Source organism: Achromobacter sp. Marseille-Q4962, from assembly GCF_943737005.1.
Lineage (GTDB): Bacteria > Pseudomonadota > Gammaproteobacteria > Burkholderiales > Burkholderiaceae_B > Achromobacter.
On sequence record NZ_CALSFU010000022.1, the window covers coordinates 54,221 to 77,362 of the forward strand.

19 protein-coding genes are annotated in these 23,142 nt (G+C 70.2%); 11 read left to right on the forward strand and 8 right to left on the reverse strand.

From position 1 onward, the window contains the following. Positions 1-75 precede the first annotated feature (75 nt). From NGJ44_RS18405 to NGJ44_RS18415, 3 genes are read left to right on the forward strand one after another with little or no spacing between them, the layout of a single operon-like run. Positions 76-603: a TRAP transporter small permease gene (locus NGJ44_RS18405; protein WP_053244600.1), complete on the forward strand. Its 528-nt coding sequence runs from the start codon at positions 76-78 to the stop codon at positions 601-603. Then, positions 600-1,898: a TRAP transporter large permease gene (locus NGJ44_RS18410; RefSeq protein WP_053244601.1), complete on the forward strand. Its 1,299-nt coding sequence runs from the start codon at positions 600-602 to the stop codon at positions 1,896-1,898. Before NGJ44_RS18405 ends, NGJ44_RS18410 begins: the two co-directional genes overlap by 4 nt. Positions 1,899-1,947: 49 nt before the next feature. Beyond that, positions 1,948-2,973 (forward strand): DctP family TRAP transporter solute-binding subunit, encoded by a 1,026-nt coding sequence (locus NGJ44_RS18415; RefSeq protein ID WP_251864936.1) that lies wholly within the window; start codon positions 1,948-1,950, stop codon positions 2,971-2,973. A 247-nt stretch (positions 2,974-3,220) separates the two neighbouring features. Here the strand turns inward: NGJ44_RS18415 and greB are convergent, their stop codons facing one another. The 3 genes from greB to NGJ44_RS18430 all read right to left on the reverse strand — a co-directional run bounded on the left by greB (position 3,221) and on the right by NGJ44_RS18430 (position 5,688). Continuing rightward, positions 3,221-3,778, reverse strand: a complete 558-nt coding sequence (greB, locus tag NGJ44_RS18420; RefSeq protein ID WP_053244603.1) for a transcription elongation factor GreB — start codon at positions 3,776-3,778, stop codon at positions 3,221-3,223. 68 nt (positions 3,779-3,846) lie between these two features. Continuing rightward, complete coding sequence (locus NGJ44_RS18425; protein WP_053244604.1) at positions 3,847-4,692, reverse strand: 3',5'-nucleoside bisphosphate phosphatase; 846 nt, start codon at positions 4,690-4,692, stop codon at positions 3,847-3,849. Between the two features lie 48 nt (positions 4,693-4,740). Further along, complete coding sequence (locus tag NGJ44_RS18430) at positions 4,741-5,688, reverse strand: alpha/beta fold hydrolase (RefSeq protein ID WP_251864938.1); 948 nt, start codon at positions 5,686-5,688, stop codon at positions 4,741-4,743. A 341-nt stretch (positions 5,689-6,029) separates the two neighbouring features. Here NGJ44_RS18430 and cfa point away from each other — a divergent pair, with 341 nt between their 5' ends. After that, on the forward strand, positions 6,030-7,223 hold the full coding sequence (gene cfa / locus NGJ44_RS18435) for a cyclopropane fatty acyl phospholipid synthase (protein ID WP_251864940.1): 1,194 nt from the start codon (positions 6,030-6,032) through the stop codon (positions 7,221-7,223). A gap of 17 nt (positions 7,224-7,240) precedes the next feature. On the opposite strand, the gene NGJ44_RS18440 is transcribed toward cfa, so the two are convergent. After that, a complete protein-coding gene (locus NGJ44_RS18440) occupies positions 7,241-8,902 on the reverse strand; it encodes a GMC family oxidoreductase (RefSeq protein ID WP_251864942.1) in 1,662 nt (553 codons plus the stop codon). A 129-nt stretch (positions 8,903-9,031) separates the two neighbouring features. Here NGJ44_RS18440 and NGJ44_RS18445 point away from each other — a divergent pair, with 129 nt between their 5' ends. Then, positions 9,032-9,919 (forward strand): LysR family transcriptional regulator, encoded by an 888-nt coding sequence (locus NGJ44_RS18445; protein WP_053245783.1) that lies wholly within the window; start codon positions 9,032-9,034, stop codon positions 9,917-9,919. Positions 9,920-9,921: 2 nt separating this feature from the next. Here NGJ44_RS18445 and NGJ44_RS18450 read toward each other — a convergent pair whose 3' ends face one another. Then, the gene (locus NGJ44_RS18450) at positions 9,922-10,983 is read right to left on the reverse strand and encodes a LacI family DNA-binding transcriptional regulator (protein ID WP_053245782.1); all 1,062 of its coding nucleotides are present in this window, start codon (positions 10,981-10,983) and stop codon (positions 9,922-9,924) included. A gap of 108 nt (positions 10,984-11,091) precedes the next feature. Between NGJ44_RS18450 and NGJ44_RS18455 the strand changes: the two genes are divergently transcribed. Genes NGJ44_RS18455 through NGJ44_RS18475 form a run of 5 tightly spaced genes read left to right on the forward strand, consistent with a single transcriptional unit; the run spans position 11,092 to position 17,252 of the window. Further along, a complete protein-coding gene (locus tag NGJ44_RS18455; RefSeq protein WP_053245781.1) occupies positions 11,092-12,111 on the forward strand; it encodes a TRAP transporter substrate-binding protein in 1,020 nt (339 codons plus the stop codon). Between the two features lie 7 nt (positions 12,112-12,118). After that, positions 12,119-13,999, forward strand: a complete 1,881-nt coding sequence (locus NGJ44_RS18460) for a TRAP transporter large permease (protein ID WP_251864944.1) — start codon at positions 12,119-12,121, stop codon at positions 13,997-13,999. Between the two features lie 45 nt (positions 14,000-14,044). After that, positions 14,045-14,584 carry a VOC family protein gene (locus NGJ44_RS18465; RefSeq protein WP_053245779.1) on the forward strand — a complete coding sequence of 180 codons (540 nt, stop codon included), beginning with the start codon at positions 14,045-14,047 and terminating at the stop codon, positions 14,582-14,584. Between the two features lie 26 nt (positions 14,585-14,610). Then, positions 14,611-15,882, forward strand: a complete 1,272-nt coding sequence (locus NGJ44_RS18470; protein ID WP_251864945.1) for a ribulose-bisphosphate carboxylase large subunit family protein — start codon at positions 14,611-14,613, stop codon at positions 15,880-15,882. Next, positions 15,879-17,252, forward strand: coding sequence for a four-carbon acid sugar kinase family protein (locus tag NGJ44_RS18475; RefSeq protein ID WP_251864947.1), 1,374 nt, complete (start codon positions 15,879-15,881; stop codon positions 17,250-17,252). The genes NGJ44_RS18470 and NGJ44_RS18475 overlap by 4 nt, the downstream gene beginning before the upstream one ends. 23 nt (positions 17,253-17,275) lie before the next feature. Here the strand turns inward: NGJ44_RS18475 and NGJ44_RS18480 are convergent, their stop codons facing one another. From NGJ44_RS18480 to NGJ44_RS18490, 3 genes are all read right to left on the reverse strand, one after another. After that, entirely contained in the window at positions 17,276-19,678 is a 2,403-nt protein-coding gene (locus tag NGJ44_RS18480; protein WP_251864949.1) for a DNA internalization-related competence protein ComEC/Rec2, read from the reverse strand. Between the two features lie 376 nt (positions 19,679-20,054). Then, positions 20,055-20,762 carry a ribonuclease activity regulator RraA gene (locus tag NGJ44_RS18485; RefSeq protein ID WP_251864951.1) on the reverse strand — a complete coding sequence of 236 codons (708 nt, stop codon included), beginning with the start codon at positions 20,760-20,762 and terminating at the stop codon, positions 20,055-20,057. A gap of 81 nt (positions 20,763-20,843) precedes the next feature. Further along, positions 20,844-22,046, reverse strand: a complete 1,203-nt coding sequence (locus NGJ44_RS18490; RefSeq protein WP_251864953.1) for a pyridoxal phosphate-dependent aminotransferase — start codon at positions 22,044-22,046, stop codon at positions 20,844-20,846. Positions 22,047-22,150: 104 nt separating this feature from the next. On the opposite strand from NGJ44_RS18490, the gene NGJ44_RS18495 reads away from it, so the two are divergent. Further along, a complete protein-coding gene (locus NGJ44_RS18495; RefSeq protein WP_251864954.1) occupies positions 22,151-23,071 on the forward strand; it encodes a LysR family transcriptional regulator in 921 nt (306 codons plus the stop codon). Positions 23,072-23,142: the final 71 nt, after the last annotated feature.

The following is a 23,142-nucleotide window of genomic DNA, read 5'->3' on the forward strand; positions in this document are numbered from 1 at the left end:
GGCGGGCGACGGTAGGATGCAGCGACCCTATTAAAAAGAGACAAACCGCGCCGCGGCGCGCTGGCTGCAACCCTCATGTCCCGCCCCGAAGCTCCCGACGAGCCCGTCGAACCGATCATCCCTCCCGAGACCGACCCCGAAGTAAAAGTGCCGCTGGCCATCGAAGACTGGCTGGCCGTGGGCGTGCTGGGCCTCCTGGCCGTCATTACCTTCCTGAACGTGCTGGTGCGGTACTTCACCGACCAGTCGTTCGCCTGGACGGAAGAGATTTCCGTGTTCCTGCTGATCGTGCTCACCATGGCGGGCGGCAGCATGGCCTTCGTGCGCAATCACCACATCCGCATCGAGATCCTGGCCGACTCCGGCTCCGCGCGCCGCCAGCGCATCATGGCGCTGTGGGCCAACGGCTTCGTGCTGCTGTTCTTTGCGCTGCTCACCGTGCTGTCGGTGAAGCTGGTGATGGACGAGTTCACCTACGAGGAAACCTCGCCCGCCATCGGCGTGCCGACCTGGTGGTATTCGATCTGGCTGCCCGTGATGGCGGCGGCGATTTCGCTGCGCACGCTGGGCACCCTGCGCCGCCTGGCAAGGGGCGGCCAATGATCGCCACCCTGCTTTTCGCGGTCTTCATCCTGCTCATGCTCATCGGCGTGCCGGTGGGCGTGGCGCTGGGCATCGGCGGCACGGTGGCCATCGTGCTGTCCAACCTGGACACGCCCTGGTATGGGCTGCTGACGGTGCCGCAGAATTTTTACGCGGGCCTGGCCAAGTATCCGCTGCTGGCGATTCCCATGTTCGTGCTGGTGGGCTCGATCTTCGACCGCTCGGGCGTGGCCAAGCGGCTGGTGGATTTCGCCATTGCCATCGTCGGGCGCGGCCCGGGCATGCTGCCCCTGGTGTCGATCGCGGTGGCGATGTTCTTGGGCGGCATCTCGGGCTCGGGCCCGGCCTGCGCGGCCGCGGTGGGCGCGGTGATGATCTCCGCCATGTCGCGCGCCGGCTACCCCGGCGCGTTCTCGGCCTCGGTAGTGGCCGCGGGCGCCGCCACCGACATCCTGATCCCGCCGTCGGTAGCGTTCATCATCTATTCGGTGCTGGTGCCGGCGGCTTCGGTGCCCGCGCTGTTCGCCGCGGGGATGGTGCCCGGCGTGCTGGCCGGCATCGCGCTCATCGTGCCGGCCGTATGGCTGTCGCGCAAGCACAGGATGGGTGCGCTGGAGGCCCACCTTCCCCGCCCGCCCTTCTGGCGCAGCCTGCGCGAGGCGTCCTGGGGCCTGGCCGCGCCCGTGCTCATTCTGGGCGGCATGCGGCTGGGCTGGTTCACGCCCACCGAGGCCGCGGTGGTGGCGGTGTTCTATGGCCTCTTCGTGGGGATGTGCATCCACCGCACCATCAAGATCCGCGATCTGTTCGTGATCCTGCGCGAGGCGGCCGAGCTGTCGGCCGTCATCATGATGGTGGTGACGCTGGCCGGCATTTTCGCCTGGGCGCTGTCCACGCTCAGCGTGATCGATCCCATTACCCACGCCATCGTGAATTCGGGCCTGGGCGAATGGGGCGTGCTGGCGCTGCTGATCCTGCTGCTGATGACGGTGGGCATGTTCCTGGACGGCATTTCGATCTTCCTGATCTTCGTGCCGCTGCTCACGCCCATCGCCAATGCGTATGGCTGGGATCCGGTATGGTTCGGCGTGATTCTCACTCTGAAGGTGGCGCTGGGACAGTTCACGCCGCCGCTGGCCGTGAACCTGATGGTGTCCTGCCGCATCGCCCGCGTACCCATGGAAGCCACCGTGCGCTGGGTGGTCTGGCTGCTGGGCGCGATGTTCCTGGTGCTGGTCGCGGTGCTGGCTTTTCCGCAACTGGCGCTGTGGCTGCCGCACAAGCTGGGCTATTGAACCCATGCCCGTCCTATTACGACTACAGACTGCAAAGAGGAGACCTGCCATGAAATTCCGCACCCTGATCGGCGCCGCGCTGTGCGCCGCCTTCGCCGCCATGGCTCCGGCCCAGGCGCAAAACTACAAGTCCGAATACAAGCTGTCCATCGTCGTCGGCACCTCGTTCCCGTGGGGCCAGGGCGCCGAGATCTGGTCCAAGCTGGTGCGCGAGCGCACCGACGGCCGCATCAACATCAAGGTCTACCCCGGCACCTCGCTGGTGCAGGGCGACCAGACCCGCGAATTCACCGCCATCCGCCAGGGCGTGATCGACATGGCCGTGGGCTCCACGATCAACTGGTCGCCGCAGGTCAAGCAGCTCAACCTGTTCTCCCTGCCCTTCCTGATGCCGGACTACGCCGCCATCGACGCGCTGGTGCAAGGCGAAGTGGGCAAGGAAATGTTCAAGTACATCGAGAAGGCCGGCGTGGTGCCGCTGGCCTGGGGCGAAAACGGCTACCGGCAGCTCAGCAACTCCAAGCACGAGATCAAGCGGCCCGAAGACATGAAGGGCCTGAAGCTGCGCGTGGTGGGCTCGCCGCTGTACATCGACACCTTCACCGCGCTGGGCGCCAACCCCACCCAGATGAGCTGGGCCGACGCGCAGCCCGCGCTGGCCAGCGGCGCGGTCGACGGCCAGGAAAACCCCCTGTCGATCTACACCGGATCCAAGCTCTACACTGTGGGCCAGAAATACCTGACGCTCTGGAACTACGTGGCCGATCCGCTCATCTTCGTGGTGAACCGCGAAGTGTGGAATTCGTGGTCCGAGAAAGACCGCGAAATCGTCCGCCAGGCCGCGCTGGACGCCGGCAAGCAGGAGATCGTGATCGCGCGCAAGGGCGTAACGCCGGAAGATCCGTCGCTGCTCAAGGAAATCGCCGGCCACGGCGTCACCGTGACCGAACTCTCCAAGGCCGATCACGAGGCATTCGTGGCCGCGACCAAGCCGGTCTACGACAAGTGGAAGAAACAGATCGGCGAGGACCTGGTCAGCAAGGCCGAGAAAGCCATCGCCGCCCGCAAGCAGTAAGGCAGTAGGCGGACCGAACCGACAAGCAGCAAGCCCCAGGGGAACGGCGGCGCAAGCCGCCACGCCGGGCAGGGACGCCAGATCCCGCCCTCCATGACGGGCGCCGGCCACAAGCCGGCGCCCGTTACCTTTCTTACCGCCGGGCTGCCCCAAGGCAAAAGCGCCCCCGCGGGGCGGCAGGCCCGCACAGCGGACGCGGCGTCGGGGCATCTATTTCATTGCGCTTCGCGCCCGGCGGCGGGCGTCATCACATGCGCTCGGGGTAGCGCACTTCCAGGATGTCCAGCTCCTCCACGCCGCCCGGGGTGCGCAGCACCACGGTGTCGCCTTCCCTGGCCTTGAGCAGCGCGCGCGCCACGGGGGAAATCCAACTGATCCGGCCCGCCAGCGGCTCGGCCTCGTCCACGCCCACGATGGTGACGGTGTGCTCCTCGCCCGCCTTGTCCGAGTACAGCACGGTGGCGCCGAAGAAAACCTGGTCGCGGTTGGGCTGCAGCGCCGGATCGACCACCTCGGCGATATCCAGGCGCTTGGTGAGGAAACGCATGCGGCGGTCGATTTCGCGCAGGCGCTTCTTGCCGTAGAGGTAGTCGCCGTTTTCCGAGCGGTCGCCGTTGGAGGCGGCCCACGACACCACTTGCACCACGGCCGGGCGCTCTACGTTCATGAGGCGCGCCAGTTCGCCGCGCAGCTTTTCGTAGCCCTCGGGCGTCATGTAGTTCTTGGTGCCCGCCGGCAGCGCCTGGGCCTGCGGCAGGTCGTCGTCGTCCTCGCGGTCGGATTCTTTGACAAAGGCTTTGTTCATGATTCGGACGGTGGGCGCAGCGGGCTGCGCAAGCAAAAAAAGCGGCGTGGCGACCCACCGCCGCGGTCCTATAGCCAGTCTTGCCAGACGGGCTTGAGATCGGGCGGCAGCGGCGGCAGGCGGCCGAGATCGGCGCGGCTTTCGGTGGGACTGTGAAAGTCGGATCCGCGCGAGGCCAGAAAACCGTAGCGGCGCGCCACATCCGCGTAGCGGCGGGCGTCTTCGGGCGTATGGCTGCCGGTGGTGACTTCGATGCCCTCCCCGCCCAGGTCGAGGAATTCGTCGAACAGGGCGGCGAACTGGAGAGGCGTGTACTTGTAGCGGCCTGGATGGGCGATGACGGCCATGCCGCCGGCGCCGCGTATCCAGCCCACGGCCTCGGCCAGGGTGGCCCATTGCATGGGCACGTGGCCCGGGCAATCGTCGCCCAGGAACTTGTTGAAAACCGTCTGCACGTCGGGGCAGTAGCCGGCCTCGACCAGGTAGCGGGCGAAATGCGTGCGGCTGATGAGCTCGGGGTTGCCCGCGAACGGCAAGGCGCCCTCGTACGCGCCCGGCATGCCCATGCCGGCCAGGCGCTCGCCCATGCGGCGGGCGCGGTCGGCGCGGCCGGCGCGCGTCTTGCGCAGGCCTTCGACGAGCGCGGTGTTGGAAGGGTCGAATCGCAGGCCCACGATGTGCACCGTGTGGCCGGCCCACGTCACGGAGATTTCGACGCCGGGCACGAAGCGCATGTCGACTTCGCGCGCGGCCTTGGCCGCCTCGGCCAGGCCGCCGACCTCGTCGTGGTCGGTGAGGGCCCAGACATCCACGCCATTGGCGTGCGCGCGCAGCGCCACCTCGCGCGGCGCGAGCGCGCCGTCCGAGACGGTGGAATGGCAATGCAGGTCGACATTGGGGCCAGCGCTTTTCATGAGGCTATTGTAGAGAAGCTCCGGCGGCGTGGATAGCGCGGCCGCCTCTCAGTCTTCGAGCAGGAAAGCCGCCACCGGCCCGACCTGGGCCGGGTCCATGAGCGTGGGCGCGTGGCCCACGCCGTCGACCTCGTGCACCCGCGCGCCTGGGTTGCGCTTGAGCATGTCCTCGACCGTCTCGCGCGACAGCAGGTCGGACTGCGCCCCCCGCACGATGAGAATGGGGCAGTCCAGCGCATCGTAGGCGCGCCACAGTATCTGCTCGCCCGCGGAAAGCGCCTGCGCGCTCTGCGCCGCGATGGGCCTGGCCAGCGCCAGGTCGTAGTGCTTGACCCACTTGCCGCCGCGCTCCACGTAGACGTGCCGGCCCAGCTCGCGCCATTGTGCGTCGGTGTGGGGGCCGAACGTCTCGGAAGCGGCGCGCATCGCGGCGATCGCCTGTTCCAGGGAATCGAACTCGCCGGGCTGGCCCACGTAGCCGCCGATGCGGACCAGCGCACGCGCCTCCAGCCGGGGGCCGACGTCATTGAGCACCATTTTGTCGAAGCGCAGCCCCTGGTCGGCCGGCAGCATGCCGGGGTGCTCGCGCAGCGCCAGCGTGGCGCGCGCCGTGGCAGCCGCGCCCGCCAGCGCCAGGCCGATCAGCCCGCCCATGGACGTGCCCAGCCACAGCAGGCGCGCCGGACGCAGGCGGGCGATCAGGGTGAGCATGTCGGCCACGTACTGCGCGATGGTGTAGAAATCGGGGTTGGCCAGCCAGTCGGAACGGCCGCGGCCGGCCACGTCCGGGCAAACCACCCGGTAGCGGCCCGCCAGCCGCCGGGCCAGCGTATCGAAATCGCGCGCGCTGCGCGTCAGGCCGTGCACGCAGACCAGCACCTCGCCGTTGGCCGGGTCGCCCCACTCCCAGTACGCCATGCGGTGCAGGCCAGCCGGGCTGGCGCACGTGACGAAGTCCAGCCGCGGCTCGCGCGGGTCGTTGCGGGCGTCCACCATTGCATGCTCCTCGATCGCCGGGCCTCCCGGCATGGGCGCCCCGCCCGTATCTTATACGGGCCCGCTCGTGGGGTCCGCGAGGGTTTCGCCGGGCGCGCACCCGCATTCAGTGCACCGTCAGCCTGGCCGCGCCGCCGGCCCGGATTCCGCCCCGACTGCAACAGCCGGTTGCACGGTTACGCACAGTGAGTAAGATTGACGGGTGTCACGGGGTCAGCCCGAGCCATTGCCGCTGCCTATCGGCGCGATTCGTGTCCCACGGATCGCCCCCCTCTCGCGGAATCAGCGAGGCGCCCCACGCATTGCCAGATCAGTCATCCCTGCATTGATATGGAGTCCGTATGCAGCAAACCAGTCCCGTTCCCCCATTGAGTTCCCCCCAGCCATCCGCCTCCACGCCGCCGGCGCCGCCCAAGGTGCTGCAGGAGCTGCTGGCGCGCGCCGACGTGCAGATCAACGGCAACCGGCCGTGGGACATCCAGGCGCACGACAAGCATGTGTACGAGCGGGTGTTCTCGAGCTGGTCGCTCGGCCTGGGCGAGTCGTACATGGACGGCGAGTGGGACTGCGAGCAGCTGGACGAGCTTTTCACCCGCCTGCTGCGCGCCGACGTGGGCTCGGCCGCCATCGGCCTGTCGCGGGTCAAGCTCATTGCCGAGCACCTGCGCCACAAGCTTTTCAATCTGCAATCCAAGAACCGCGCCTTCGAGGTGGGCGAGCAGCACTACGATGCCGGCAACGACGTGTTCGAGGCCATGCTGGACAGCCGCATGATCTACTCGTGCGCCTACTGGGAGCACGCGCAGACGCTGGAGGACGCGCAATTCGCCAAGCTGGACATGATCTGCCGCAAGCTGCAGCTCAAGCCCGGCGAAAGCCTGCTGGACATCGGCTGCGGCTGGGGCGGGCTGGCGAAGTTCGCCGCCGAGCGCTACGGCGTCAAGGTGACGGGTGTCACGGTTTCCAAGGAGCAGCTCGCACTGGCCCGCAAGCGCGTCGAGGGTCTGCCGGTGGAGCTGCTGCTGCAAGACTACCGCGACCTGCAAGGCCGCTTCGATAAGGTGGTGTCGGTGGGCATGTTCGAGCACGTGGGGCCCAAGAACTACGACACGTATTTCGGTCACGTGAAGCGCCTCATGGCGCCCGAAGGCGTCTTCCTGCTGCACACCATCGGCATCGCCTCCACCAGCCAGAGCACCGATCCCTGGATCGACCGCTATGTCTTCCCCAACGGCAAGCTGCCCTCGGCGCGCGAGATCGCCGCCGCCGTGGAAGGAAGCTACATCATTGAAGACTGGCACAACTTCGGCCGCGACTACGACCGCACGCTGATGGCCTGGTGGGAGAACTTCGAGCGCGCCTGGCCCCGCCTGCAGGACCGCTACAGCCAGCGCTTCTACCGCATGTGGAAGTATTACCTGATGTGCTGCGCCGGCTTCTTCCGCTCGCGCGAGGGCCAGCTCTGGCAGATCGTGCTCACCAACCCCGGGCGCGGCGAGATGTACCGCTCGCTGCGCCCGGCGCCGGCCGCCTGACGAGAACAGCCGGGCCCTCAGGCCGGCAACGCCGCCGTGCCCGCCGCGGCGGGCACGGCCGCTTCGCCCCGCCGGGCCGCCGCCTCTTCCTGGATCATGGCGGCCGCCCGCTCGGCGATCATGATGGTGGGCGAATTGGTGTTGCCGGACGTGATCAGCGGCATGACCGACGCGTCCGCCACGCGCAGCCCTTCCAGTCCGAAGACGCGCAGCCGCGCATCCACCACCGCGCCGTGGTCCGGGGACCGCCCCATGGCGCAGGTGCCCACCGGGTGGAAGATAGTGGTGCCGATTTTGCCCGCGGCCTCGCGCAGCTCGGCCTCGGACTGGTAGGCAGGCCCCGGCAGCCACTCTTCGGGCCGGTACGGGCGCAGGGCCGGGGCGGCGACGATGCGCCGCACCAGCCGGATGGAATCGGCCGCCACGCGCAGGTCTTCCTCGGTGCTCAGGTAGTTGGGGCGGATGACGGGCGGCTGCGCCGCGTCCGGCCCCTGCGCATGGATGCTGCCGCGCGCGGTGGGCCGCAGGTTGCACACGCTGGCCGTGAAGGCGTCGAAGGCGTGCAGCGGCTCGCCGAAAGCGCCCAGCGACAACGGCTGCACGTGGAACTCCACGTTGGCGCGCGCCTGGCCGGGGTCCGACTTTGCGAACAGGCCCAGCTGCGAAGGCGCCATGCTCATGGGGCCGCTGCGCCGCAGCAGGTATTCCAGGCCGATGCCGGCCTTGCCGGCCCATGAGGACACGATGCGGTTGAGCGTGCGCACGCCGCTCACCTTGAGAATGACGCGAAGCTGGAGGTGATCCTGCAGGTTCTCGCCCACGCCCGGCAGCGCATGGCGCAGCGCGATGCCGCTCTCGCGCAGCCGCGCGGGTTCCCCCACGCCCGATATTTCGAGCAGATGCGGCGTGTTCACGGCGCCGGCCGCCAGCACCACTTCGCCGCGCGCGCCGTAGGTTTCGCCGCGGCCGTTGCGCGTGACGCGCACGCCCACGCAGCGCCGGCCATCGAACAGCAATTGGTCGGCCCGGGCGCCGGTCAGCACGGTAAGGTTGGGCCGCTTGCGCGCCGGCCGCAGGAACGCCTTGGCCGTATTCCAGCGCCAGCCGCCGCGCTGGTTCACCTCGAAATAACCGCTGCCGAAGTTGTCGCCCCGGTTGAAATCCTCCACCCGTGGAATACCCTGCTGCCCGGCCGCTTCGGCAAAGGCTTCCAGGATGTCCCAGCGCAGCCGCTGGCGCTCCACGCGCCACTCGCCGCCGGCGCCGTGAAAGGCGTTGGCGCCGCCGTGGTGGTCCTCGCTCTGGCGGAACACGGGCAGCACCCGCTCCCAGCGCCATGACTCGTCGCCCGCGATGCGGGCCCAGTCGTCGTAGTCCTGCCGCTGGCCGCGCATGTAGATCATGCCGTTTATCGAGGACGACCCGCCCAGCACGCGCCCGCGCGGATAGAGCAGCGACCGCCCGCCCAGGCCGGGCTCTTCGGCGGTGCGATACATCCAGTCGGTGCGGGGGTTGCCGATGCAGTACAGATAGCCGACCGGAATGTGTATCCAGTGATAGCTGTCGCGCCCGCCAGCCTCCAGCAGCAGCACGCGCGCGGCGGGGTCGCGGCTCAGTCGGTTGGCCAGCACGCAGCCGGCCGAGCCCGCCCCGACGATGATGTAGTCGTATGTCTCCATGGGCCCTTCTCTGCTTTGTTCGGGTTCTGGCAGGAACTTTGCCGCGTCGGGCGCCCGCTTGTCCAATGAGTTGTTGAAAAACGCAATATAAGCATCTTTAATAAAGGTCCCGCCGCCGGAGATCCGTCCATGGACCTGAAGCACATCCGCAGCTTCGCCGCCGTTGCCCGCGAAGGCAACCTGACGCGCGCGGCCGAGCACCTGCACGTCACCCAGCCGGCGCTCAGCCTGCAACTGAAGAGCTTCCAGGAAGCCCTGGACCTGTCCCTCTTCACGCGTACCGCCCAGGGGCTCGCGCCCAACGCCGAAGGGCGCGCCCTGCTCCCCTCGGCGCAGCGGGTGCTGGAAGCGCTGGACGACTTCCAGCGCGCCATCGGCGCGCTGCGCAGCACGGTGCGCGGCGACCTGCGGCTGGGCACGATTCTCGACCCCGAATTCCTGCGGCTGGGCGCGGCCATGCGCCATCTGGTGGCGCGCTATCCGCAGATCCGGCCCGTACTGCGTCACGGCATGTCGGGCTGGGTCGCGCGGCAGGTGCGCGCCGGCGAGCTGGACGCGGGCTTCTATCTCGGCCCGCTCGAAGACGCGCGCGCCGCGCCCGCGCTGCACGCGGTGCCGCTGGCGACGTTCTCGTACTATGTCATCGCCCCGCAGGGCTGGGGCCCGCGCATGGCCGGCCGAGGCTGGGAAGACATCGCCGCCCTGCCCTGGATCGGAACGCCCCCCGATTCCGCGCACCACCGGCTGCTGGCCCGCAAGTTCGAGGAGCTGGGCGTGACCGTCAACGCGGTGGCGGAGGTGGACCAGGAATCTTCCATGCTGGACCTGGTGCGGTCAGGCGTGGGCCTGTCGCTGGCGCGGGACTCGATCGCGCTGCGCGAATCGCAGGCGCATGGCCTGCTCCTGGCGCAGCACCTTTCCATTACGACCAGCCTGAGCTTCGTATCGCTGGCCTCGCGCCGCGACGATCCGCTGCCGGCCGCCGCCAGCGCGGCGGTGCAGGCCGCCTTTTCCTGAGGTCAGGGCAGGTTTTCGCGGAAGATCACCTGGCTGCGGCTGAGCTCCACGCCCGTCATGGCGCCGCGCTTGTCGCGCAGGTTGCGGAAGATGCGCACGCAGCTCATGAGCGCTTCCATGGGGCTTTGCGTAATGACGGCGTCCATGGTGCCGTCGATGAGTAGCGCGCGCGTGTCGGGCGTCAGGCCATGCCCGATGAACACCACGCGGTGCTGCAGGCCCGCCTCTTTCAGCGCCCGCGCCACGCCGTCGGAAGCGCCGCCGATGTTGTAGATGCCCGCCAGTTGCGGATACTGCTCCAGCAACTGGCGCGTCTGCTCGTAGTTGCGCTGGGCGTCGTCGTAGCCTTCGCGCAGGTCCACGACCTGCATGGCCTGGAACTGCTCGGCGTACAGCTGCAGAAAACCGCTCTCGCGCTCTTCGTGGGCGCGGTAGTGGCGCGACCCCGCGATCAGCGCCACGTGCGCCGCCCGCGGGCCGATGAAGCGCGCCAGCAGATAGCCCGCCGTGCGCCCGGCGGCGCGGTTGTCCAGGCCCACATAGGCGGCGCGCTCGCTGTTGGCCAGGTCGGAGATCAGCGTCACCGTGGGCACGCCCTGCGCGGCCAGCGTATTGACCGCCTCCCGCACCACCGGATGCTCCAGCGCCATGAAGGCAATGCCGTCGGCGCGCGCGCCGTGGCGCTGCAGCGCCTGCGCCAACGCATGCGGGTTGAAGCTCTCCACGTATTCGATGCGGCACTTGGCGTTGAGCGGCGCGAAATGCTCGTGCGCATAGCCCACGGTATCGCCCAGCATGCGCAGGAAACGGTTGCTGCCGCGCGGCAGCAGGAACACGAGCTGCAAGGGCGCGGGCGCCATCGCGCTGTAGAGATCCTGCTCGGGCAGGTACTGCAGCGAGAGCGCCGCCTTGAATACGCGCTGGGCCGTGCCCGGGCGCACGCCCGGACGGCGGTTGAGCACGCGGTCGGCGGTGGCGGTGGACACGCCCGCCAGGGCGGCGACGTCGGCCAGGCGGGGCCGGCCAGGGGGGCTGGAAGGACTGTTCACATCAAAAACCATCATTGTTCAAGTTTGACGCGTCGAGGCCCGCTCTCTAGAGTCCATACATGCCGCACGGGAAGCGCAGATTGTGGCACATCAAAAAGCATCATAACCACACTGGAGACAACCATGAAGCTGACTCGCCGCAGCGCGCTGCGCCGGCTATGCGCCGCGCCCGCCGCTTTCGCCCTGGGCGGCGCCTTTCCCCTGCTCGCGCGCGCCGCCGGTTTCACGCTGAAGTACGGCAACAACCTCCCGCTGACCCACCCTCTGAATATCCGGGCCCAGGAGGCGGCCGACCGCATCCGCAAGGAAAGCAACGGCCGGGTGGACATCAAGATCTTCCCCAACAACCAGCTCGGCGGCGACACGGACATGCTGGCCCAGGTGCGCTCGGGCGGCATCGACTTCTTCACGCCCTCGGCCCTGGTCATCGCCACGCTGGTGCCGGTGGCCGCCATCAATGCCGTGGGCTTCGCCTTCAAGGACTACGGCCAGGTATGGAGCGCCATGGACGGCCCGCTGGGCGCCTACGTGCGCAAGGCGATCGCGCAGCGCCGGCTGTATGCCTTCGAGAAAATGTGGGACAACGGCTTTCGCCAGACCACCAGCAGCAAGGCGCCGGTGAAGACCGCGGCCGACATGGACGGCCTGAAAATCCGCGTGCCGGTGAGCCCCTTGCCCATCTCGATGTTCAAGGGCCTGGGCGCGGCGCCCGCCAGCCTGCAGTTCAGCGAGGTGTACTCGTCGTTGCAAACCCGCGTCGTGGACGCGCAGGAAAACCCGCTTCCCATCATCCAGGTGGCCAAGCTGTACGAAGTGCAGAAATACTGCTCGCTCACCAACCACATCTGGGACGGCTACTGGTTCATCGCCAACGGCCGCATGTGGGAAGGGCTGCCCGAAGACTTGAAGACGGTGGTGGCGCGCGGCATCAACGAGGCCGGCCTGGCCCAGCGCGACGACATCAGGCAGCTCAATGCCTCCGTGCAGTCCGACCTCGAAAGCAAGGGCCTGGTCTTCAACAAGCCCGAGGCCGACAGCTTCCGCCAGCAACTGCGCAAGGCCGGCTTCTACAGCGAATGGCGCGACCGTTTTGGCGCCGAGGCCTGGGGCCTGCTGGAGCAGTCCGTGGGCAAGCTGGCCTGAGCGCGCCATGGAAACCCTCAGCCCCTCTCCGGCTGCGCTGGCGCCGATGCCCGCGCACCCGCTGCGGCGCGCGGCCGGCGTCATCGACGCCGTGCTGGGCGCCGTGACGGAACACGCGGCGGCCGCCCTGGTGCTGGTCGAGATCGCGGTGCTCTTGGCCGGCGTGGTGGCGCGCTACGCGCTGCATAGCCCGCTGGTGTGGTCCGACGAACTCGCCTCCATCCTGTTCCTGTGGCTCTCGATGCTGGGCGCGGTGGTGGCGCTGCGGCGCGGCGAGCACATGCGCATGACGGCCCTGGTCAACCGCCTGGGGCCCGCGCCGCGCGCCGTGCTGGAAACCGTGGCGCTGGCCGCCTCGCTGGCGTTTCTCGCGTTGATCCTGGCGCCCGCGCTGCAATACGCCGAAGAGGAATCGTTCATCGTCACACCCGCGCTGGAGCTCAGCAATGCCTGGCGCGCCGCCGCCATTCCGGCGGGGCTGGCGCTGATGGCCGTGGTGGCGGCGCTGCGGCTGCTGCGCATGCACGCCGCGCGCCACGCGCTGCCGGCGCTGGCCGGAGCCGCCCTGGCGGCGGCGGCCTTCTGGCTGGCGCAGCCCCTTTTCGCGGATCTGGGCAAGGCGAACCTGCTGATCTTCTTCGTGGGTGTGGTGGCGGCCACGGTGTTCGCGGGCGTGCCCATCGCCTTCTCGTTCGCGCTGGCCACGTTCTCGTACCTGGCCCTGGCCACCTCCACGCCCATGCTGGTCATGGTGGGCCGCCTGGACGAGGGCATGTCGCACCTGATGCTGCTGGCCGTGCCGCTGTTCATTTTCCTGGGCGCTCTCATCGAGATGACGGGCATGGCGCGCGCCATGATCGCGTTCCTGGCCAGCCTGCTCGGCCACGTGCGCGGCGGGCTGTCCTACGTGCTGATCGGCGCCATGTACCTGGTTTCCGGCATTTCGGGCTCGAAGATCGCCGATATGGCCGCCATCGCCCCCGTGCTGTTTCCCGAGATGCAGAAGCGAGGCGCCAAGCCTGGCGACCTGGTGGCGCTGTTGTCGGCCACCGGCGCGCAGACCGAGACTATCCCGCCTTCCATCGTGCTCATCACTATCGGGTCCGTCACCGGCGTGTCGATCGCAGCGCTGTTCACGGGCGGGCTGCTGCCGGCCGTGGTGCTCGGCGTGGCCCTGTGCTCGGTGGTACGGTGGCGCTACCGCAAGGAAGACCTGAGCCGCGTGCAGCGCTTCAATGCCCGCGAGATCGGCCGCTTTTTCGTCGTGGCCCTGCCCGCGGTCGCCCTGCCATTCGTCATCCGCGCGGCGGTCGTCGAAGGCGTGGCGACGGCCACGGAAGTCTCCACCATCGGCATTGTCTATTCGGCGCTGGTCGGGCTGTTGGTATACCGGCGCTTCGACTGGGCGCGGCTGCGGCCCATGCTGATCGAAACCGCTTCGCTGTCGGGCGCCATCATGCTCATCGTGGGCTGCGCCACCGCCATGGCCTGGGCGCTCACGCAATCCGGCTTCTCGGGCGATCTCGCCAAGCTGATGGCGGGCATGCCGGGCGGCGCCCGCGGGTTCCTGGCCGTGTCGGTGCTGGCCTTCATCGTGCTGGGCAGCGTGCTCGAGGGCATACCGGCCATCGTGCTGTTCGGCCCGCTGCTCTTTCCCATCGCGCGGCAGGCCGGCGTGCACGAAGTGCACTACGCCATGGTGGTGATCTTCTCCATGGGCATCGGCCTGTTCGCGCCGCCGTTCGGCGTGGGCTATTACGGCGCCTGCGCCATCAGTCGCGTCGATCCCAACGAAGGCATACGGCCGATCTGGGGCTACATCGCCGCGCTGCTGGCGGGCCTGCTGATCGTCGCTGCCTTCCCGTGGTTTTCGATCGGATTTCTCTGAACCGGGGCAGCCGCCTCCCCTTTTCCCTTTACGCGAATATCCATCATGAGTCGTTTCCTGGGCGAGATCCGCCAACTCGGTTACGTGGTGCGCGACATCGAAGCCGCCATGGACTACTGGAGCAGGACGCTGGGCGTCGGACCCTGGTACTACAACCCCCGGGTGCCCATCGTGAACTACCGCTACGACGGCGAAAGCCACGAGCCGCACAACTCCGTGGCGCTGGCCAACTCCGGCGGCTTGCAGGTGGAGCTCATCCAGACGCGCAACGACGTGCCCTCCATGTACCGCGACTTCCTGCGCGCCGGGCACACGGGCCTGCAGCATGTCGCGTACTGGACCCAGCGCTACGATGCGGACCTGCGGCGCCTGCTGGCCCAGGGCTTCGTGCCTAAGATGAGCGGCGAAGTGGGCGAGAAAGGGCGCTTCGTCTATTTCGACACCGAGTACCACCCCGGCACGGTGATCGAGCTGTCCGAAGTGGCCGGCCCCAAGGGACGCCTGTTCGACCTGATCCGGGAAAGCGCGCAAGGCTGGGACGGTCAGGATCCGGTGCGCCCCTTCCCCGACCTGAGCCGCCTGTAATGCCCGCCACGGATCGCCGCCCCGCCATGTCCGCTCCCCTGCTGCGCGCCACCTATCTCGTAGAGACCCCGCTGGACCCCGCCCGGGTTGCCGGCGTCATGGCGGGCGAACAGTCCTGCGGCACGTTCACCCGGGTCCAGGGAGAAACCGACGAACTGCGGGCCCGCGCCCGCGCGCAGGTCGAAGCCGTCGAGGAGCTGCCGCCGGCCGAAGCCCCCAGCCTGCCCAACGCCTGGCTGACGCGCCAGGGCGCGGGCGGGCCGTTTCGCCGCGCCCGCGTGCGCATCGCCTTTCCGGCCGCCAATGTGGGAGCCAACCTGCCCACCCTGGCGGCCACGGTGAGCGGCAACCTGTACGACCTGGGCGAAGTCACGGGCCTGCGGCTGGAACGGCTGGAACTGCCCGCCAACTACCGCGCGCAATTCGAGATGCCGCGCGCGGGCATCGCCGGCACGCGCGCGCTGGCCGGCGTGGCCGGCGGCCCGCTGGTGGGCACCATCATCAAGCCCAACGTGGGCCTGTCGCCGGAGCAGACGGCGCACCTCGCGGCCCAGCTTTGCGCCGCGGGCGTGGATTTCATCAAGGACGATGAAGTGTGCGCCAACCCCGCCCATGCGCCGCTGGCGCAGCGCGTGGCGGCCGTCATGGCCGTGGTGCGCGCGCACCGCGAGCGCACCGGGCGGCAGGTGATGGTGGCCTTCAACATCAGCGACGAAACCGGCGCCATGCTGCGCCACGCCGAAATGGTCGAGCGCGAAGGCGGCACCTGCGTCATGGCGAGCCTGAACTACTGCGGCTATTCCGCCATCCAGACCCTGCGGCGCGCCACCCCGCTCGCGCTGCATGGCCACCGCAACGGCTACGGCGCGCTCTCGCGCCATCCCTGGCTGGGCATCGGCTTCCAGGCCTACCAGACGCTTTGGCGCCTGGCGGGCGTGGACCACATGCACGTCCACGGCCTGCAAGGCAAGTTCGCCCAGGAAGACAGCGAAGTGGTCGAAGCGGCGCGCGACTGCCTCGCGCCGCTCACGCCCGGCATCGACGACGCCGTCATGCCGGCCTTCTCGTCGGGCCAGTGGGCCGGCACCGTGCCGCCGACGTGGCGCGCGGTGCGCAGCGACGACCTGCTCTTCATGTCCGGCGGCGGCATTCTCGGCCACCCCGACGGCCCCGCCGCCGGCGTGCTCAGCATCCGCCAGGCCTGGGACGCCGTGCGCGCCGGCTCCACGCTGCAGGACCATGCGCGGCACGCGCCGGAACTGCGGCGCGCCCTGGCGCATTTCGGCGCAGGCGCATGAACCCGCCGAACCGCCGCGAGGACGAAGGCGCAGCCGCGCCGCGCATCGGCTGGTACGGCGACGACTTCACCGGCGCCACCGACACGCTTGCCGAGATCGCGCGCGCCGGCCTGCGCAGCCTGCTGTTCCTCGACGTTCCCACGCGCGCCCGGTTGCGGCGGTCCGGACCGCTGGACGCCATCGGCATCGCCGGCGCGGCGCGCGGCATGGCGCCCGCCGACATGACCCGCGCGCTGCAGCCGGTGGGCCGGTTCTTCGCAGGCATCGGTGTGCGCATCGTGCACTACAAGTGCTGTTCCACCTTCGACAGCGCGCCCGGGGTGGGCAGCATTGGCGCGGCCGTGCGCGAACTGCGCCGGCACACGCCCAACCCCCTCATCCCCATCGTGGGCGGCCAGCCCGGCATCGGCCGCTATTGCAGCTTCGCCCAGCTTTTCGCCCGCGCGGGGTCCGATCCCGAGATCCACCGCCTCGACCGCCATCCCGTCATGAGCGCGCACCCGGTTACGCCCATGCGCGAAGCCGATCTGCGGCGCCACCTGGCGGCCCAGGGACTGGACGGTGTGCGGTCCTTGCCGCATACGGCCTATCCGCGCCTGCGCGCCGCACACGACCTGGCCGCCGCCGACGCGTGGATCGGCCGGGTGCTGGCCGAAATGCAAGGGCCGGTGCTGCTGGACCTGGTCGACGAAGAGCAACTGCCGCTGCTGGGCCGCCTGCTGTGGCGCGCGGCCGAAGCGGCCCCCCTCCTCGCGGTCGGCCCGAGCAGCGTGCAGCAGGCATTGGCGCGCGCCGGCGCCGGCCGCGCCCCGGCGTCGTCCTCTGCAATGCCGCCTGCGCTGCCTCCCGCCCGCGGCCCGGTGCTGGTCGTGGCAGGCAGCCTTTCGCCGGTGACCGCGCAACAGATCGCCGCCTGCCGGCTCTACGAGCGCCAGCCGCTCGATGCCCGGCGGCTGGCCGGCGACCGGGCCTATGCGGCCGCGCAGGCAGACGCAGCCGCGCAGGCCCTGGCCGCGGGGCGCCACGTGCTGGCTTACACCCTGCCGCCGGCGGAACGCCCCGCGGCCGGCGCGACCGCGGCCACCGCCCGGGCCACCGCCGCCCTGCTGCGCAACACCCTGCAGGCCAGCGCCCGCGCCGGCCTGCGGCTCACGCGCGTCGGCGTGGCCGGCGGCGACACGTCCAGCCAGGCCATGCTCGCGCTGCGCCTGTGGGGGCTGGCGTTCCGGGCCGTGCTCGCGCCCGGCGTGGCCGTCAGCACCGCCCGCGGCGACGACCCGCTCACCGACGGGCTGGAACTCATGCTCAAGGGCGGCCAGATGGGCGGGCCGTCGCTCTTCGACGAGCTGATCGACGGCGGGGCCGGCTGATCCGCGAGACGGCGCGGGCAGGATCAGCGCCCATGCCAATAACGCCCCCCGCGCTCGCGCTGCGACCATACCGCCAGCCCGTTGCGGCGGGATTCGGCCACCACCGCGCCGTCGCGGTCGGTGTGCCAGAATCTGGCGCCCGCGGCTTCCCAGCGCCGCTTGATGGCGGGCGCCGGATGGCCGTAGCGGTTCAGGTGGCCTGACTGCGCGATGACGTGGGCGGCCTTTGCCGCGGCGACCAGTTCGCGGCTGGACGAGGTGGCCGAGCCGTGGTGGCCGGCCAATACCACGTCCGAGGCCGGAAGCTCCGCCGCCAGCGCCCGCTCTTCGCGCATGCCGACGTCGCCCGTCAGCAACAGCGAATGCGCCTCGCCCTGCACGTGCAGCACGCAGCTGTCCGCATTGCGCCCCCGCCCCGCGCGGGCGCGCGCCTCGTCCGGGTGCAGCACGGAAAACGCCACGCCGTCGGCTTCCCAGCGGTCGCCGCGCCGGCAGCGGGCCTGAAGCGGAGGCAGCGCCGGCTCGCGCTCGCGCGGCCAGCGCGCCGCGTCCCGCCGCAGAAAGCGCGCGAGGTCGAATGAGGCCAGGACCGCGGCTGCCTCCACTTCGGCCAGGACCGCGCGTGTGCCGCCCACGTGGTCCATGTCGGCGTGGGAGACAATCATCGTGTCGAGCCGGCGCACGCCGCGCGCCAGCAGGAAAGGCGCCACCACGCGCTCGCCGGCGTCGGCCCCGCCATAGTGGCGTGGCCCGGCGTCGAAGAGCAGGTCGGTGCGGGCGGTCTGCACCAGGATGGCGCTGCCCTGCCCTACGTCCAGCGCGGTCATGCGCCAATACCCCGGCTCGGGCCGTTCCGGCCGCCAGCACAGCATGGGCAGCATGCACAGCCAGCCCAGCGGCCGCAGCGGCCAGCCGCGCGCCTGCAAGGCCCACGCCGCGCCTGCGCCCGCCAGCGCCAGCCAGGGCCAGGGCGCCGCGGCCACCGGCACGCTGGCCCAGTCCGCCGTGCCCACCCAGGCCACCGGCGCCATGGTCCAGTCGAACGCGGCCAGCCCGGCCCGCCCGGCCCATGCCGCGGCCGCCTGCGCGCCGGGCGTCGCGGACAGCGCCGCGCACAACAGCGCCAGCGGCGTCACCACGAAGCCCACTGCCGGAATGGCCACGGCATTGGCCAGCGGCGAACCCAGGGATACCTGGTGCACGAGGAACGCCAGCATCGGCGTGAGCCCCAGAGTGATGGCGAGCTGCATGGCCGCGGCCTGCCGCAGGCCGGCGGCCCATCTGCGCAGCCGGCCCGCGCCCGGCGCGGCTGACGTATCGGCCACGCGCAGCAACACCGCCACGGCGCCGAACGATAGCCAGAAGCCCGGCGCGAGCGGCGACCAGGGATCCAGCGCCGTCACGAACGCCGCCGCGGCGAGCAGCGTCCTGCCCGCGGTCAGGGGCAGACGCGCCATGGCGGCCGCCAGCACGGCCGACAGCATGAAGAAGGTGCGCCGCGCCGGCACGCCCCAGCCGGCCAGCAGGCAGTATGCCCAGGCCGCCAGCGCGGCCGCCGCGCCGCCGGCCAGCCGCGACGGCACGAACTCCGCCGCCCCCGTGCCGCGCCATCGCAGCCGCCGCCAGATAGCTGCGGTCAGCAGCCCGGCCATGCCCGCAATGGAAGTAACGTGCATGCCGCTGATGGACACCAGGTGCGTGATGCCGCTGCGGTTGAAGATGCGCCAGTCTTCGCGCGCCACGCCGGCCTGGTCGCCGATGGCCAGCGCGATCAGCACGGGCGCGTAGCGGTGCGCGCCCAGCGCTTCGCGCATGCCGGCCCGGATGCGGTGGCGCGCCCATTGCACCGCGATCAGGGGCGAGGCCCAGGGATCGAAACCCAGCGGCCGGGGCTGGCCGCGCACCGTGCCCAGCGCGCGCACGCCGGCCGCGAACAGCCGCCCCTCGGCATCGGGCGCGTGCGGGTTCATCAGCCCATGCGGGCGGCGCAGCACCAGCGTCATGCGCCACATCTGCCCGGGCACGAGTTCCGGCAGCGGCGGGCCGCCCTCGGGCTGGCGCCAAGTGACGCGGATGCGCGAGGGCACGCCCGCGGGGCGCGGCTCCAGCGGCTCGGCCAGCACCCGCGCGCCCGAGGCGTCCGTTTCGGCCAGCGCCGCGAGGCGCACGGGCAGGCGCAGCACCTGGTCCTGGTGGCGCTCGTCCAGCGCATCGCGCAGCCGCGCCTCGGCCTGCCATGCGGCGTTCAGCACGCCCGCCCCCAGGCCCAGGGCCAGCGCGCCCGCCAGCCGCGGCGCCATGGCGCGCGGGCCGAGCCGCAACGCGGCGGCGCCGGCCGCGGCCAGCAGGCCGAGCAGGCATTGCGCGCCCGTGCCCGGCAGCGCGGCCAGGCCCTGCACCCCGGCCGCGCCCGCCACGAACGCCACGCAGAAAGTCCGGCCCAGGATAAGCGCCTCCGTTTCGTCTGGAAGTAAGACGCGAAAGCATGCCGCACGCGGAAATGCCGTGGCGGCGCGAGTGCAGGGTTTTGTCGCGCTGGAATGACGGGGGCCCGGCGCTATCGCGGCGGATCTGGCCGCTGGGAAGAAACCTGGCGAAACTGTCCTTCGGCCGGTTGATGAAAGAACCCGGAAGAAGCGGGACGAAGCGAAAGAAAGAAGAAGCCGGCCGGGAGGGAATCGGCCGGGATCACGGATTCGCGGCGCCCGGCGGACCGGCGCGCGGGCTACATGGGAGGGATGGCGCTCGGCCCGGGTGGCGGCGAGCCGTTCCCGCGACAGGCTCGCCTGACGTCCCGCGCCGTCACGCCTTCTTGCTCGCCTCGTAGCGCGCCTTGTTCTCGGCGTTGGGCGGATAGAGGCCGGGCAGCGCGGCGCCGCGCTCGACTTCCCGCATGATCCAGCCTTCCAGGCGCTCCTGTTCCACGGCCGCGGCCACGACTTCGCCCAACAGGGCGGCGGGGATGACCACCGCACCGTCCTGGTCGGCCACGATGACGTCGTCCGGGAACACGGCCACGCCGCCGCAGCCCACGGGCTGCTGCCAGTCCACGAAAGTGAGGCCCGCCACCGACGGCGGCGCGGCGGCGCCGCTGGACCAGACCGGCAGGCCGGTGGAGAGCACGCCCGCCAGGTCGCGCACCACGCCGTCGCTCACCAGCGCCCGCACGCCGCGCCTGGCCATGCGCGCGCACAGGATGTCGCCCCAGAAGCCCGCATCTTTCACGCCCTGGGCGTCGACCACGGCGATGCAGCCTTCCGGCATCTGCTCGATAGCCGCGCGGGTGGACTTGGGCGAGCTCCACGATTCCGGCGTGGCCAGGTCTTCGCGGGCGGGAATGAAGCGCAGCGTAAAGGCGCGGCCCACGGCGCGCTGCTGCCCCGGCCGGATGGGAAACGCGCCCCGTATCCAGACATTGCGCAGTCCTTTCTTCAGCAGGACGGTGGTCAGGGTCGCGGTAGTGACGCCCGCAAGCGCCTCGAAAGCGGCGGCATCGCCGGAAGTGTTCATGGTCATCTCCTGTTTGGGTCGGTCGTGTAAAGCGCTTGCGGTCCAGCGCCTGTGCGAGGCCGCTTTCCGGGTTGGCAAGCCCTAGGCGAGCTGGCCGCAAGCGCCGCGGATGCGCTCGCAGGCCTGCTCCAGCCGCTCGGTGGAAGTGGCGAAGGAAATCCGGAAATAGCCTTCGCAGCCGAAGGCGCTGCCCGGCACCACGGCCACACGGGCGGACGCGAGCAGATATCTGCCCACGTCCGCATCGTTGCGCAGCACCTCGCCCTGGGGCGTGCGGCGTCCGATCAGCCCGGCGCAGGACGGGAACAGATAAAACGCCCCTTCCGGCTTGCGGCAGCTCAGGCCGTCGATGCCGTTGAACGCGTCCAGGCAGAGGTCGCGCCGGGCGCGGAAGGTATCGTTGCGCGGCCCCAGGAATTCCAGCGGACCGTCCAGCGCGGCCACGGCGGCCGCCTGCGCAATGGAGCACGGATTGCTGGTGCTCTGCGACTGCAGGGTGGCCATGGCGCGGATCAGTTCCCGCGGGCCGCCCGCGTAGCCGATGCGCCAGCCCGTCATCGAATAGGCTTTGGACACGCCGTTGACGGTAAGCGTGCGCTCGCGCAGGGCGGGCACCTCGGCGGCGATCGTGGAGAATTTCCAGCCGTCGTAGCACAGGTGCTCGTACATGTCGTCCGTCAGCACATGCACGTGCGGATGCGCCAGCAGTTCGGCGCCGAGTTCGCGCAGTTCGTCGGCCGAATAGCCGGCGCCGGTGGGATTGGAGGGCGAGTTCAGGATCAGCCACTTGGTGCGCGGCGTGATGGCGTCGCGCAGGCGGCGCGCCGTGAGCTTGAAGCCGTCTGCCTCGGGGCAGGCCACCTCCACCGGCGTGCCTCCGGCCAGGCGCGCCATGTCGGGGTACGACACCCAGTACGGCGCCGGAATGATCACCTCGTCGCCTGCGTCCAGCGTGGCCAGCAAGGCGTTGTAGATGACCTGCTTGCCGCCGGTGCCCACGCTGATCTCCGCCGTGTCGTAGACCAGCCCGTTCTCGCGCGCGAACTTGCGCGCAATGGCGGCCTTGAGTTCCGGCGTGCCGTCCACGTCGGTGTAGCGGGTCTGGCCCTGGTCCATGGCCGCCTTGGCCGCGGCGCAGATATGGTCGGGGGTGGGAAAGTCGGGTTCGCCTTGCGACAGCCCGATCACGTCCACGCCCGCCCGCCGCATCTCGGCGGCCTGCCGCGTGATGGCCAGGGTGGGCGACGGCTTGACGGCCTTCAGAAGATTCCCCAAGAGCGCCATGGCTCGGCTCCTCGTGTTTGCGATGTGCGAAACCGCATCGTAGGCAGGAGCCAGGAAAAATAAAATCAATATATATTTATTAAATACACAAATGGAATCGATGAATGATCCGCGAGCTCAGGACATTGGTGGCGGTGGCGCGCGAGGGCACGTTCGCGGCCGCGGGCCAAGCCGTGGGGCTGACGCAGGCCGCCGTGAGCGCCCAGATGCAGCGGCTGGAGGCCGAACTCGGCTTCGCTCTCTTCGACCGCGCGGGCCGGTCGGCCCACCTGAACGCCAAGGGGCGACAGGTGCTGGCCCAGGCCCAGGACCTGCTGCAGCGCTACGGCAATCTGGGGCGCGCCCCGGCGGACCCGGCCGCGCCCGCGCTGCTCAGCGTCGGGGCCATTACCTCGGTGCAACGCATGCTGATGCCGCGGGCGCTGGCGCGCTTTCACCGGGAGCACCCCGCCTGCCGCAGCCGCATCGTGCCCGGGCTTTCCATGGACCTGGTCAACCAGGTTGACGCGGGCGACATCGACATGGCGGCCATCATCCGGCCGCCCTTTTCCCTGCACTCCGATCTGCGCTGGACCACGCTGGCGCGCGAGCCCTTCCGTCTCATCGCGCCCCGCGCCATGCCGGACGGGGACTGGCGCGAGCTGCTCGCGCAGCGCCCGTTCATCCGCTACGACCGCAGTTCCTTCGGCGGCAGGCAGGTGGACCGCTTTCTGCGCGACCTGCATTTCGCGCCGCGCGAACTCTGCGAGGTGGACGACCTGGAAACCCTGGTGGCCCTGGTAGGCCAGGGCCTGGGCGTGGCGCTGGTGCCGCAGACCGCGGCGCTGCGCTCGTGGCCCACGGGCGTGCGAGCGGTCGGCCTGGGCCCCCACACGTTTCATCGCGACATCGGCCTACTGTGCCGCGCCGCGCCCGCGCTGGAAGCGCAGGTGCGCGCCATGTCGGCCGTGCTGGCCGCGACGGCGCGCCGCCTCTATGGCCGCAATGCCCCGCCCGCCGGGCTTGACAAGCGGACGGCCGCTTGAAGACCATATCCGCTTTGCGGCCCCGCCGCCCGCGCCCCCGGCGCGCGCGGCAGCCCAGCCTTACCCCGGAC

What these genes read in the sequence shown, in the direction of transcription:
- NGJ44_RS18405 (WP_053244600.1), top strand. Translation starts at nt 76, where the DNA reads ATGTCCCGCCCCGAAGCTCCCGACGAGCCCGTCGAACCGATCATCCCT.
- NGJ44_RS18410 (WP_053244601.1), top strand. Translation starts at nt 600, where the DNA reads ATGATCGCCACCCTGCTTTTCGCGGTCTTCATCCTGCTCATGCTCATC.
- NGJ44_RS18415 (WP_251864936.1), top strand. Translation starts at nt 1,948, where the DNA reads ATGAAATTCCGCACCCTGATCGGCGCCGCGCTGTGCGCCGCCTTCGCC.
- greB (WP_053244603.1), bottom strand. Translation starts at nt 3,778, where the DNA reads ATGAACAAAGCCTTTGTCAAAGAATCCGACCGCGAGGACGACGACGAC.
- NGJ44_RS18425 (WP_053244604.1), bottom strand. Translation starts at nt 4,692, where the DNA reads ATGAAAAGCGCTGGCCCCAATGTCGACCTGCATTGCCATTCCACCGTC.
- NGJ44_RS18430 (WP_251864938.1), bottom strand. Translation starts at nt 5,688, where the DNA reads ATGGTGGACGCCCGCAACGACCCGCGCGAGCCGCGGCTGGACTTCGTC.
- cfa (WP_251864940.1), top strand. Translation starts at nt 6,030, where the DNA reads ATGCAGCAAACCAGTCCCGTTCCCCCATTGAGTTCCCCCCAGCCATCC.
- NGJ44_RS18440 (WP_251864942.1), bottom strand. Translation starts at nt 8,902, where the DNA reads ATGGAGACATACGACTACATCATCGTCGGGGCGGGCTCGGCCGGCTGC.
- NGJ44_RS18445 (WP_053245783.1), top strand. Translation starts at nt 9,032, where the DNA reads ATGGACCTGAAGCACATCCGCAGCTTCGCCGCCGTTGCCCGCGAAGGC.
- NGJ44_RS18450 (WP_053245782.1), bottom strand. Translation starts at nt 10,983, where the DNA reads ATGATGGTTTTTGATGTGAACAGTCCTTCCAGCCCCCCTGGCCGGCCC.
- NGJ44_RS18455 (WP_053245781.1), top strand. Translation starts at nt 11,092, where the DNA reads ATGAAGCTGACTCGCCGCAGCGCGCTGCGCCGGCTATGCGCCGCGCCC.
- NGJ44_RS18460 (WP_251864944.1), top strand. Translation starts at nt 12,119, where the DNA reads ATGGAAACCCTCAGCCCCTCTCCGGCTGCGCTGGCGCCGATGCCCGCG.
- NGJ44_RS18465 (WP_053245779.1), top strand. Translation starts at nt 14,045, where the DNA reads ATGAGTCGTTTCCTGGGCGAGATCCGCCAACTCGGTTACGTGGTGCGC.
- NGJ44_RS18470 (WP_251864945.1), top strand. Translation starts at nt 14,611, where the DNA reads ATGTCCGCTCCCCTGCTGCGCGCCACCTATCTCGTAGAGACCCCGCTG.
- NGJ44_RS18475 (WP_251864947.1), top strand. Translation starts at nt 15,879, where the DNA reads ATGAACCCGCCGAACCGCCGCGAGGACGAAGGCGCAGCCGCGCCGCGC.
- NGJ44_RS18485 (WP_251864951.1), bottom strand. Translation starts at nt 20,762, where the DNA reads ATGAACACTTCCGGCGATGCCGCCGCTTTCGAGGCGCTTGCGGGCGTC.
- NGJ44_RS18490 (WP_251864953.1), bottom strand. Translation starts at nt 22,046, where the DNA reads ATGGCGCTCTTGGGGAATCTTCTGAAGGCCGTCAAGCCGTCGCCCACC.
- NGJ44_RS18495 (WP_251864954.1), top strand. Translation starts at nt 22,151, where the DNA reads ATGATCCGCGAGCTCAGGACATTGGTGGCGGTGGCGCGCGAGGGCACG.